Annotated in this window: 14 protein-coding genes; 2 read left to right on the top strand and 12 right to left on the bottom strand. The window is 53.9% G+C overall.

The annotated features are described in order from the left end of the window. Positions 1 to 43: 43 nt before the first annotated feature. Together ubiG and CPH17_RS02955 are read left to right on the top strand one after the other, a co-directional pair. Positions 44 to 787 (top strand): bifunctional 2-polyprenyl-6-hydroxyphenol methylase/3-demethylubiquinol 3-O-methyltransferase UbiG, encoded by a 744-nt coding sequence (gene ubiG / locus CPH17_RS02960; protein WP_074396394.1) that lies wholly within the window; start codon positions 44 to 46, stop codon positions 785 to 787. Then, on the top strand, positions 788 to 1,456 hold the full coding sequence (locus CPH17_RS02955; RefSeq protein WP_074396395.1) for an HAD family hydrolase: 669 nt from the start codon (positions 788 to 790) through the stop codon (positions 1,454 to 1,456). It begins immediately after the preceding gene. Between the two features lie 9 nt (positions 1,457 to 1,465). Here the strand turns inward: CPH17_RS02955 and CPH17_RS02950 are convergent, their stop codons facing one another. The 12 genes from CPH17_RS02950 to aspS form a co-directional block, all read right to left on the bottom strand. Next, complete coding sequence (locus CPH17_RS02950) at positions 1,466 to 2,230, bottom strand: YciK family oxidoreductase (RefSeq protein ID WP_074396396.1); 765 nt, start codon at positions 2,228 to 2,230, stop codon at positions 1,466 to 1,468. A gap of 29 nt (positions 2,231 to 2,259) precedes the next feature. Beyond that, a complete protein-coding gene (gene ybgF / locus CPH17_RS02945) occupies positions 2,260 to 3,048 on the bottom strand; it encodes a tol-pal system protein YbgF (RefSeq protein ID WP_074396397.1) in 789 nt (262 codons plus the stop codon). A gap of 44 nt (positions 3,049 to 3,092) precedes the next feature. Beyond that, positions 3,093 to 3,647, bottom strand: coding sequence for a peptidoglycan-associated lipoprotein Pal (gene pal, locus CPH17_RS02940; RefSeq protein ID WP_074396398.1), 555 nt, complete (start codon positions 3,645 to 3,647; stop codon positions 3,093 to 3,095). A gap of 33 nt (positions 3,648 to 3,680) precedes the next feature. Continuing rightward, entirely contained in the window at positions 3,681 to 4,970 is a 1,290-nt protein-coding gene (gene tolB, locus CPH17_RS02935; RefSeq protein WP_096298237.1) for a Tol-Pal system beta propeller repeat protein TolB, read from the bottom strand. Then, entirely contained in the window at positions 4,970 to 6,172 is a 1,203-nt protein-coding gene (gene tolA, locus CPH17_RS02930; RefSeq protein WP_231898072.1) for a cell envelope integrity protein TolA, read from the bottom strand. Before tolA ends, tolB begins: the two co-directional genes overlap by 1 nt. 13 nt (positions 6,173 to 6,185) lie before the next feature. Then, positions 6,186 to 6,623, bottom strand: coding sequence for a protein TolR (tolR, locus tag CPH17_RS02925; RefSeq protein WP_074396401.1), 438 nt, complete (start codon positions 6,621 to 6,623; stop codon positions 6,186 to 6,188). A 12-nt stretch (positions 6,624 to 6,635) separates the two neighbouring features. Beyond that, a complete protein-coding gene (tolQ, locus tag CPH17_RS02920; RefSeq protein WP_231896537.1) occupies positions 6,636 to 7,310 on the bottom strand; it encodes a protein TolQ in 675 nt (224 codons plus the stop codon). A gap of 68 nt (positions 7,311 to 7,378) precedes the next feature. Then, positions 7,379 to 7,771, bottom strand: coding sequence for a tol-pal system-associated acyl-CoA thioesterase (gene ybgC, locus CPH17_RS02915; RefSeq protein WP_096298233.1), 393 nt, complete (start codon positions 7,769 to 7,771; stop codon positions 7,379 to 7,381). Then, a complete protein-coding gene (gene ruvB / locus CPH17_RS02910; protein WP_074396404.1) occupies positions 7,768 to 8,805 on the bottom strand; it encodes a Holliday junction branch migration DNA helicase RuvB in 1,038 nt (345 codons plus the stop codon). The genes ybgC and ruvB overlap by 4 nt, the downstream gene beginning before the upstream one ends. Before the next feature lie 35 nt (positions 8,806 to 8,840). After that, the gene (ruvA, locus tag CPH17_RS02905) at positions 8,841 to 9,449 is read right to left on the bottom strand and encodes a Holliday junction branch migration protein RuvA (protein WP_096298231.1); all 609 of its coding nucleotides are present in this window, start codon (positions 9,447 to 9,449) and stop codon (positions 8,841 to 8,843) included. Between the two features lie 130 nt (positions 9,450 to 9,579). After that, the gene (ruvC, locus tag CPH17_RS02900; RefSeq protein WP_074396406.1) at positions 9,580 to 10,134 is read right to left on the bottom strand and encodes a crossover junction endodeoxyribonuclease RuvC; all 555 of its coding nucleotides are present in this window, start codon (positions 10,132 to 10,134) and stop codon (positions 9,580 to 9,582) included. A gap of 71 nt (positions 10,135 to 10,205) precedes the next feature. Then, positions 10,206 to 11,987 (bottom strand): aspartate--tRNA ligase, encoded by a 1,782-nt coding sequence (aspS, locus tag CPH17_RS02895; protein ID WP_096298229.1) that lies wholly within the window; start codon positions 11,985 to 11,987, stop codon positions 10,206 to 10,208. Positions 11,988 to 12,026 lie beyond the last annotated feature (39 nt).

Raw genomic sequence — 12,026 nt, 5'->3', positions numbered from 1 at the left:
CACGGGTCACGCCGTGCTTGCTCACTGTTGATGGAGTCAAAATATGTCAGCGACACCTCAGGATAGCACTGCTCACCAATATCAAGGCAATGTTGATAATGCCGAAGTGGCGAAATTTGAAGCACTTGCCAGCCGCTGGTGGGACCCACAAAGTGAGTTTAAGCCACTGCACGAGATTAATCCCTTGCGACTCGATTTTATTGACGCAAGGGCAGGCTTAGCCGGCAAAAAAGTGCTGGATGTCGGCTGCGGTGGCGGTATTTTAAGTGAGGCCATGGCTCGCCGCGGTGCGGATGTGACCGGTATTGACCTGGGTGAAGCCCCATTGGGCGTCGCCCGCTTACATGCCCAAGAGCAAGGCGTAGCCATTGAGTACCGTCATGTCAGTGTCGAAGCGCTGGCGGATGAGCAGCCAGGCCAATATGATGTGGTGACCTGCATGGAAATGCTGGAACACGTCCCCGACCCAGCGTCGGTAGTGCGCGCTTGCGCTGCTTTGGTGCGTCAAGGTGGCTATGTGTTTTTCTCAACCCTTAACCGCACTCCCAAGTCTTACGCATTCGCTATTTTGGGTGCCGAGTACGTGCTGAAATTATTGCCCCGGGGCACGCATGACTACGCGAAATTTATTCGCCCTTCCGAAATGGCCAGTTGGAACCGTCGTAGCGGTCTAGAGGTTCGCGAGCAGATCGGTCTGACCTATAACCCCATTTCACGGCGTTATCGACTAACCGAAAACGATGTCTCGGTTAACTATATGATGTATTGCCGTAAGGTGAGCGCGTAAATGTCGACCTGTTCAACGCCCAGCGCCGTGTTGTTTGACCTGGATGGCACTCTGGTGGATACCGCCCCAGATTTAGCTGTGGCGACCAACGCGCTGCGTCAGCACCACGGCCTGGCCCCACTGCCCTTCGCAACGATTCGTGCTCAAGTTTCCAATGGCGGCAACGCCCTAGTCAGCTTGGCGCTAGGAAACGACCTGAGCGTTAGCCATCAGAGGGAGGCTCGCCAGTATTTACTGGATGCCTACGAAAAATCCGTGGCAGTTCACAGTCAGGTGTTTTCACCCCTCGATCAGTGGCTTCAGGTGTGGCAGCGGCGCAATCGCCCGTGGGGAATTGTTACTAATAAGCCTAGGCGCTATACCACCCCGCTGCTTGAGGCGTTGTCCCTAACCCCTGGCGCGCTGCTTTGCGCTGACGACCTTGCCGCCAAGAAACCCGATCCGATGCCACTACTGGAAGCCGCTCATCGTTTGGGCGTTAAACCGCAGGATTGCTGGTATATCGGCGACCACCTCCGGGATATGCAAGCAGCCAGGGCGGCAGGCATGACGGCGGTCGCGGTTGGCTATGGGTATATTGCGGAAGGCGATGATTATCGCCAATGGCCAGCACACTGCTGGTATCAGCAATGTGCTTCCCTAGTAGACGCCCTACCTAGTATTGCCTAACCCGTAATGCTATGGCTGTTTCGGCGGCTGCGCGTCGATTTTCTGTCCATGGGTCCCGGCGCTGTCGGGCCCCATTAGCCAAAGATAGGTGGGCATAATATCGTCGGGGGTGCGTAAGCGATTTGGATCTTCCCCGGGGTATGCGTTGCGGCGCATTTGAGTCCGTGTGGCCCCTGGGTTAAGCGTATTAATGCGCAGATTTGGCTCACTATCCATCTCATCGGCCAGCACTTCTACAAAACCTTCGGTTGCAAACTTAGACACCGCATACGCACCCCAATATGCCCTGCCTTTACGGCCAACACTGGAAGAGGTAAATATCACTGAGGCATCGCTGGATCGCTGTAACAACGGCAATAGCGCTTGCGTCATCCAAATAGGGCCGTTGATATTCACCTGCATGACTTGTTCCCAGAGCGTAGCATCATACTGAGCAAAAGGCGTAATACGCCCTAGTAGACCAGCGTTATGCAGCAAACCGTCTAGACATCCAAACTCTCTATCGAGAGTGTCCGCCATATCGTGAAAGTCTTTTAACGTTGCACCCTCGAAATTAAGCGGAAAAATAGCTGGCTGAGGGCCACCTGCGGCTTCTATCTCATCATATACCCGCTCAAGCTTAGCAATGGTGCGGCCTAATAGAATAACGGTCGCCCCATGGCGTGCATAGCTAAGCGAGGCAGCACGACCGATGCCATCTCCTGCCCCGGTGACCAAGACCACTCGATCACGGAGTAAATCGGGCGCTGGCTGATAATCAATTTTACATGTCATCGCAGACCCTCCTCCTGACGACGTCGCCGTTAACCGCCTTGGCGAAGAAAATCATCGGCTAGCCCCGCCGCACTGCTTTGCGGATGATCGTCCTGCACTTTCTCAAGAAGTGCACGACTCTCTTCCGCTTCACCTTGACGTGCTTTGACTAAACCGAGTTTGTACATGGCATCTGGCACCTTACTACTACCATCATAGTCATCAATCACGCGGGTGAACGATTGCTCTGCAGAATCCAGTTCGCCTTCTGCCGCATAGAGCTCACCCAGCCAGTAATGACCATTAGCCGTTAAACTGGTATCAGGGTGAGCTTCCACGAAAGATTCAAAGGCGGAAATAGCTTCATCAAAACGCCGTGCCTGCACGTGAGCAAAGGCATCTTGGTATGCCTGCTGTGCTTCATCACTTACGTCGCGAGAAGAAGGCGCGCTTGCCACTTCCTCTGCCGCTTCCGGTTCGACCTCAGGCGTCGACTCTTCGATTTGACTCTGACCGCTGCTCATCAGGCGGTCTTCAATATCCAAGTATTGCTGCTGGGACTGGCGGCGAAGCTGCTCCATTTGATGACGAAGCTCTTCTATTTCACCGCGCAAACGTTGAATTTCTTGCTGGTGCTCTTGCACCGTATTGAACAATACCAAGCTGCCATTAGAATCGCCTTGGGTTTGGGCTTGTTCATAGAACCCACTGTCCGAGTCTGACAGATCTTCGACAACCGGTTGCTGGGCAAAACTGACTAAGGGCAATACGGATAGCGGGAGCACTAAGGCTCCCGCACCGCACAGCCTCTCAAAGTAACGCTTGAGACTGTGATTCATGATGACTCCAAAATGACTGATGCGCACTTACCCCATGCGGGTCATCAATAATTGAACACAACGCGGCGGTTTTGTGAATACGCTTCATCGCTATCACCACGTTCTGCCGGGCGTTCTTCACCATAACTCACCACGCTCATTTGCGATGATGATACGCCTTGAATATTCAGGAAACGCTCAACGGCATTAGCACGACGTTCGCCAAGCGCCATGTTGTATTCACGTGTACCGCGCTCATCGGTATGCCCATGCAACACGACTTCCGCATCAGGGTTGGAGCGAAGATAACGCGCGTGGGCCATCACTACGGATTCGTATTCGTCTTTAATCGTGTCGCGATCGTAATCAAAGTAAATGGTTTTGACGTCTGGAATCCGTGAGTCAGACTGCTGCTGACTACCGTCAGAGTCAGAACGGGAAGAGTCGCTGCCATATTGACCACTGGAGCCGGCCCCCGATGTGCTGCTACTGCTTCCATTACGGCCATCCTGGCTACCAGATGAATCGCCGTCCTGAGTGCCGCCGGTGCTGGAACAACCAGCGATTACTGCAAGAGACAGTGCGACTGCCAATGAGCGAGCCAACGGTTTAAGTTGCATAATCAGACTCCTTGCCTGAAAACGTGAATGACTTCATTCGTTTAGGAACGGTGACCATGCGGGGTCACGCACATCACCTTGTGCTGCGGGAAGCCTGAATGACGAACGGCCATCGGCAGAAACGGCACTCAGCACCCCGTTGTTACCCTGTTGGGTAGCGAAGATTACCATGGTCCCGTTCGGCGCAACACTAGGAGATTCATCCTGAGTAGAATCACTTAGCGTTACTAAACGGCCATTCTCAACATCTTGGCGTGCCACTTGATAACCGCGATCCGAACGATGGATGAAAAACAGGTTGTCGCCGTCAGGTGAAAAGCGCGCCCGGGCGTTATAATTACCGGTATAGGTCAGGCGTTCCGTTTCACCACTACCGAGATCATGCTGATAAATTTGCGGACCACCACTGCGATCAGAGGTAAACAGCAGGCTATTCCCATCCGGCGACCAAGCAGGCTCGGTATCGATACTGCTGCTATCTGTGACGCGAGTTAACGAGCGATCAGCGATCTCCATGATGTAGATTTCCGGCTGGCCGTCTTTTGACAATGACATGGCCAATCGACGGCCATTTGGTGACCATACCGGTGCACCATTAATGCCCTCAAATGATGTAATCCGCGCACGATTACCGCTGTTCACTTCCTGAATGTAAATTTCAGGGCGTTCGTTTTCGAACGATACATAGGCAAGTTTGCCACCGTCCGGCGACCAAGCAGGGGATAAAATCGGTTCATCTGACGTTAGAATCTGTTGGCTATCGCGCCCATCAGCATCCGCAACGTATAGGCCATAATCCGTATTGTCGCCCACTCCTTGAGCGGTCACATAAGCGATACGCGTAGAGAAAGCACCGCGAATATCGGTGATTTCTTCAAAAATTTGATCGCTAATGTAATGAGCGGCGCCACGAAGATCATCTTCGCTGGCGTTAACGGTTTCGCTCATCATGCGCTGCTGTCCGCTGATATCCATCAGGTCGTACTGCAGGCGATAGCCATCATCGGTTCGCTCGGCTTGGCCCACTACCAGGTAACGAACATCCAGCGAACGCCAAGTACTAAATTCAACGTCGTCAGCTTCGCTTGGTTGCTCGAACATAGAATCGCGATCAAGGGGATCAAAAAAACCGCTACGATCCAGATTGTCATGGATAATTTGTGCCACGTCTTCGGGCATGTCATCGGAGCCTTGGAACGGAACCACGCCTATCGGTAGCGCCTCATCACTGCCACGGGTGATTTCAATGGTCAGGTTTGCGCTAGCAGCAGTACTCATTGCAAGCAACAAACAGAATAGCCATACCTTACTTATGGTGTGCATCAGCGAACATCCCCCGGGGTAAATCGCAGATTGAATTGACGTAAATTACGCTGCTGTTCGGTCGGCAACTCACGCAGTTCACCGAATGGCGCTGCATGCTCTACCGCCTGCATCGCCGACCGATCAAAGTTGCTATCGCCGCTGGACGAGACCACCGACGTTGCCAGCACCTCACCAGATGGGCCGAGCCTGACTTGAAGCGTAGCACTCATTGAATCGCTTGCCTCAGATGGGATAATCCATGCCTGCTCAACCGCACGTTTGACTATCGTTAAGAAACTATTGGCTGCCTCTTCAGCTTGTTGTGCCTCGGCAGCGGCCTGAGCCTCACCTTCTAACTGGCGTTGCATAGCTTCTTCCGCCTCTTCCTGACGACGCTGTTCTTCGGCTTCACGCTCACGTTCGGCCTCTGCTTCCGCCTCTTCCTGGCGGCGCTGCTCTTCAGCTTCACGCTCGCGTTCGGCCTCTGCTTCCGCCTCTTCCTGGCGGCGCTGCTCTTCAGCTTCACGTTCGCGTTCGGCCTCGGCTTCTGCCTCTTCCTGACGGCGCTGCTCTTCGGCTTCACGTTCACGCTCGGCCTCGGCTTCTGCCTCTTCCTGGCGACGCTGCTCTTCAGCTTCACGTTCGCGTTCGGCCTCGGCTTCTGCCTCTTCCTGGCGGCGCTGCTCTTCGGCTTCACGCTCACGCTCGGCCTCGGCTTCTGCCTCTTCCTGGCGGCGCTGCTCTTCGGCTTCACGTTCGCGTTCGGCCTCGGCTTCCGCCTCTTCCTGGCGGCGTTGAGCCTGCGACTCGGCTTCGGCTCTAGCGGCCTCTAAGGCTTGCGCTTCGGCTTCAGCAGCTTCCTGCTCTTCAGCAGCTTCCTGTTCGGCCGCCGCCTGCTCTTCAGCAGCTTCATCTTCGGCCGCCGCCTGCTCTTCAGCAGCTTCATCTTCGGCCTCCGATGTATCGGCATCAGGTTCTTCAGTGGTTTCATCAGCCGCCTCCATTGCCGCCGACTGATCATTTGCCTGCTGAGCCTGATCGGTAAAAGCCTCAGTGCTGACCAGCGTTGCCTGCACAATCGAAGACGAGTCCGGCTCTGCATCGCGTTCCGGCCAATGAATTATTGATATCAGCACGATCAACAAGTGCACTGCAATCGCGAAAACGGCTGGCCAGGTATAGCCAACGTCTTGAGGGTCACGAGGTGTCTTTACAGCCATGCCCTGGGTACCCTCACTCATCCTGTGGTGGCTCAGATATGAGCCCCACATTTGCCACACCCGAGCGCTGTAGGTTGCTCATTAATACCACTACTTCGCCGTAAGCCACATTTTGATCGCCCCTGACCATCACCGGAGTATCAGGCCGCTGTTCTAAAACGGCGCTCACCCGGCGTGTAATGTCATCGCGAGAAACTTGGGTCGACTCTTCTCCTAAGCTGAGATGGTATTGCCCTTCACGGTCGATGGAAATAATGATCGGGTCATTGTCTTCTTGACTTTCCATCGGTTCAGAACTCACCTGGGGCAGCTCCACATCTACCCCTTGATTTAACATGGGGGCGGTAATCATAAAGATAACCAGCAGCACCAGCATGACATCAATAAAGGGGACAACGTTGATTTCACCCATGGGCTTACGCTGTCCACCGCGTTTAAACGGTCCTTGCATGGGGCAACTCCCTTAGCTTGACGCGCTATCACGCCCTTGCAGATTACGGTGCAAGATAGCGTGGAATTCTTCGGCGAAATCTTCGTATTTACCTAATAGGCGACCGGCAGTGTTAGAAAGGCGATTGTAAAAAATCACCGCAGGTATCGCGGCAAACAACCCCATCGCCGTGGCGATCAACGCCTCTGCAATCCAGGGAGCTACCGTTGCCAGCGTGGCTTGCTGGGTCATCGACAGCGATTGAAAAGACCCCATGATCCCCCAAACCGTGCCAAACAGCCCAATATAAGGACTTGCGGAGGCAACTGTCGCCAGGAACACAAGGTGTTGCGTCAAACGGTCTTCCTCACGTGACCACGCTACCCGCATGCTGCGCTGCACGCCCTCCAAGATGGTTGGCGTGTTGCGCGTTTTGGGCATCAAACGATTGAATTCACGGAATCCAGCTTGGAATATGTGCTCGGCACCATGACGGGGATCGTCGGCCGGGATATCACGGTAAAGCTCATTTAAATCAACGCCTGACCAGAACGTTTCCTCAAACTGCGCATATTCTTTTTGAGCGCGACGAAGGGCTATGCCGCGTTGAAAAATCACTATCCACGAGAGAATAGACCCCACCACTAACAATAGCATGACCAGCTGGACCACAATGCTGGCGTTCATGATCAGGTGTGGAATAGACATGGCATTATCGTTCACAAGTGCCCTCATCAATATCAATAAATGTGGAAATAACGTGCCCGCATCGTGCGTTAGATTACCGATTTGAGCGCAGACGGCCATGCCATTGGACGGAGATGCTGCGCGCTTAAGCACGCTATCTCGACCGTGGCGGCGCAAAGACGTTCCTTTTCCCGCCATACGTGCTGCTCAAATGTCATCCGGCAGCGGCCAATGCTGACCACTTTGGCAGTCACGTCAAGCGCATCGTCCAACCGCGCAGGCTTGGCATAATGACAGGACAAGCGATATACCACTAGCTGCGTGCCTGCGTCTAGCAGCGATTGTTGATCAAGTCCAAGAGATCTCAACCATTCGCTGCGGGCACGCTCCATAAACTTCAGATAGTTAACGTAGTAGACAATCCCACCGGCGTCTGTATCTTCCATGTAAATGCGAACCGGCAAGCAAACGGATTGACTCATGGTCGCTGTTCCCCTTGGGCTTCAATAGACGCCTCATGTGGGGCACGCTCAAAATGCAACCATGCTTGCCGGGTAACGACTCGTCCGCGTGGGGTGCGCATCATCAGTCCTTGCTGAATCAAGTAAGGTTCAATGACATCTTCAATGGTATCGCGTTCTTCGCCAATCGCCGCGGAGAGCGAATCGACGCCGACTGGTCCACCGTCAAATTTATCGATCATCGCCAGCAAAAGCCGCCGGTCCATATGATCTAAACCGTGGTGGTCGACATTGAGCATGTTGAGCGCTGCGTCTGCCAGCGTAGCATCAACCGTACCATTACCCTTCATTTCGGCGTAGTCGCGTACACGGCGCAATAGCCGGTTAGCAATTCGCGGCGTGCCCCGTGAACGGCGCGCCACCTCTACGGCACCATCATGATGAGTCTCTACGCCAAGCAGCTTTGCAGAGCGAGTGACGATCTCAGTGAGCTCTGTCAGGTTGTAAAACTCAAGTCGCTGAACGATACCAAAACGATCGCGTAAAGGTGAAGTAAGCAGCCCCGCTCGGGTAGTGGCGCCCACTAAAGTAAAGCGTGGCAAATCTAACTTAATCGAACGCGCAGCTGGCCCCTCTCCAATCATGATATCGAGTTGAAAATCTTCCATCGCCGGGTAAAGCACTTCTTCCACAACGGGAGATAAACGATGGATTTCATCGATAAACAAAACGTCACCGGGCTCTAAGTTAGTAAGCATCGCGGCCAAGTCACCCGCGCGCTCTAGTACCGGTCCTGAGGTAGACTTGAGCCCCACACCCATCTCAGCGGCGATAATGTTGGCCAAGGTGGTTTTACCCAAGCCTGGTGGGCCAAATACCAGCGTATGATCAAGGCTTTCTTCACGTAGGCGCGCGGCGCCAATAAATATTTCCAGCTGCTCGCGAACGCGGGGTTGGCCAATATAATCTTTAAGCCGTTTGGGGCGGATCGCATAATCGATGCGGCCTTCACCCTGCTCTGGCTCAGCGGCAATCAGTCGATCGTGCTCTAGCATAAGCGCTCTTTTTTACGTCCGTGGTTAAACCGCGATCAGCCTTTCATACGCTGCGTTAGTGCCGCTTTAATAAGTGCTTCGGTAGATTGGGAACCATCAAGATCCGCCAACATTCTTGAAGCCTCAGTTAGTTTATAGCCAAGGCTTACCAAAGCCGCCTCCGCGTCTGCCACGCTATTGCGGGCAGCCGCTTGCCCATTGGTCGCTTCAAGAGGTAGCGAGGCATCGCGTCCGCTTTCCCAATTAGGGAAACGGTCGCGCATTTCAATGATCAAGCGCTCAGCGGTTTTCTTACCCACGCCAGGGAGCTTGGTGAGTGCCTTGCTATCGTCATCTCTTACACAACGCATAAAGGCGTCTTCGTCCATGCCTGACAAAATAGCCAGAGCCAATTTTGGCCCCACGCCGTTAACTTTGATCAAGGCGCGAAACAGGGCGCGCTCATGCTCTCGACCAAACCCATAGAGCAGATGAGCGTCATCGCGGATGCTTAAGTGGGTATACAAAAAAACGCGCTCACCTACCATCGGCAGCGCGACTAGCGTCGTCATCGACGTTTCCAGCTCATACCCCACTCCCTGTACATCGACTACAATCCAGGGTGGTTGTTTGTCTATTAACTGGCCTTGAAGCCGTCCGATCATATTTACGCTCACGCTAAGCAAAATCAATCACTACTATAAAGCGACTCTGTACAAGTGACCAGTAGTTAGGGTCTGTTGTGACTTCAGCGCAACCATGAGCGAAACGTCAATAGACCCTAGCGCTTGATCATCAGAGTCGCCAGCGCCCCGCCGAACGTCGACGCCCTCCCCCTCGGGTTGATAGCGCCTGAGGAGCCTGACTGGCGTACGCATGGGTCAGCGCAATAGCCAAGGCGTCGGCAGCATCGGCTTGCGGCGAGGCCGCAAGGTGCAAAATTGCCGCCACCATATGCTGTACTTGCGTCTTATCAGCGCCACCTTGGCCGGTTACGGCCTGCTTGATCTGCCGGGCGGCGTACTCCTCAATCGCCAAGCCGTGGTTGGCCATACACACCAATGCCACCCCTCGCGCTTGTCCCAACTTCAGCGCTGAATCGGGATTTTTTGCCATAAAGACGCGCTCTATCGCCACTGCATTCGGCCGGTGCAATCCCACCACCTCGCCAAGCCCAGCGTATATTTGCGCTAAACGCTGCTCTAGAGCGCCTTCAGCAGTACGAATGCAACCGCTGGCAACATACTGGGGAATCAATCCCTCTAGCTCAATAACACCATAACCAGTAATACGTGAGCCAGGATCAATACCCAGAATGCGCACCGGCGAGGAGGCGGAGGGTGTCTGCATGTAACAGCACTCAGGTTATCCATACAAAAACACCGACGCCTAAGCGCCGGTGTATAAGGGCGAAAGAACACTTATTCAGCGTTGGTTTCCGCTTTGGCTTTTTGGCGCAAACGAATATTCAGGTCTTTCAACTGATCTGAACTTACCTCGCCCGGCGCGTCGGTCATCAGACAGGCGGCGCTCTGTGTTTTCGGGAAAGCAATAACTTCACGGATGGTTTTGGCACCGGCCATCAACATCACTAAGCGGTCTAGACCAAAGGCCAGCCCACCGTGGGGTGGCGCGCCGTATTGAAGCGCATCGAGTAAGAAGCCAAATTTCTCCTGGGCCTCTTCCTGACCGATACCCAAAATATCAAATACCGTGCTTTGCATGGTTTGATCATGGATACGGATCGAACCGCCGCCGAGCTCCGTACCATTAAGCACCATATCATAGGCTCGGGATAGCGCGTTCGCCGGGTCTTTCTTGAGAGCTTCAGGTGAGCAGGATGGCGCGGTAAAGGGGTGGTGTAACGGGCTTAGTCGACCGTTAGCGTCCGCTTCGAACATTGGGAAGTCCACTACCCACAGAGGAGCCCAGGCTTGAGTATACAAGTTGAGGTCCGCGCCAAGTTTAACGCGTAGCGCACCGATAGCTTCGTTGACGATACGAGTTTTGTCAGCACCAAAGAAAATAATATCGCCGTCTTTAGCATCAACACGATCGAGCAACTCCTCGACCACGTTTTCCATGAACTTCACAATCGGTGATTGAAGCCCCTCAAGCCCTTTAGCGCGCTCGTTAACCTTGATCCAGGCGAGCCCCTTGGCACCGTAAATACCGACAAATTTGGTGTATTCGTCGATTTCCTTGCGTGACAACGAAGCGCCGCCGGGTACTTTTAGCGCAGCAACTCGACCGTCGGAGGCGTTGGCTGGACCTGAGAACACCTTAAAGTCGACCTGCTGCATCAGGTCATCTACGTTGGTCAATTCAAGTGGGATGCGCAAATCTGGCTTGTCTGAACCAAAACGGTCCATAGCTTCCTGCCAGGTCATGCGCGGAAACGTGGCTAACTCGACATCAAGCACTTCCTGGAAGAGCTGGCGAATCATGGATTCGGTAATGTCCATGATGTCGCTTTCTTCGACGAATGAGGCCTCAATATCGATTTGCGTGAACTCAGGCTGACGATCGGCGCGTAGATCTTCATCACGGAAACATTTGGCAATCTGGTAGTAGCGGTCAAACCCCGCCACCATCAATAACTGCTTGAATAGCTGAGGTGACTGCGGCAGCGCAAAGAAACTACCTGCATGAGTGCGGCTTGGTACCAAGTAGTCACGGGCCCCTTCCGGCGTTGCACGCGTCAATACCGGCGTTTCAATATCCAAGAACCCTTGGTTTTCGAGATACGCACGGACATTGTGCGATATGCGAGAACGCAGACGCAGCTTGTCGATCATATCCGGACGGCGTAAATCGATGTAGCGATGCTTGAGACGCACCTCTTCACCGACTTTGCCATGCTCATCGAGCTGAAAAGGCGGCGTGACAGCGGTATTAAGCACTTCGACGTCTTTTGCCAGTACTTCAATCATCCCTGTCGGCATGTTGGGGTTTTGCGTGCCTTCGGGGCGCAGTCGCACACGGCCCGTAATGCGCAGAACGAACTCATTACGAGCGCGGTCTGCATTGGCAAACGCCTCGGCGGTATCCGGATCTACCACGAACTGAGCGACGCCATCGCGATCGCGCATATCGAGGAAAATAACCCCACCGTGGTCACGGCGGCGATGTACCCATCCGCATACGGTGACCGTCTGGTCTACCAAGGTTTCGTTTAGCTGGCCGCAATAATGACTGCGCATGTCTCATCCTGTTGTGTTTCGTGGCAAAAGTGATCGTGG

It is taken from the genome of Halomonas sp. hl-4, assembly GCF_900215475.1.
Lineage (GTDB): Bacteria > Pseudomonadota > Gammaproteobacteria > Pseudomonadales > Halomonadaceae > Vreelandella.
This window is presented reverse-complemented; position numbering and strand designations above follow the sequence as displayed.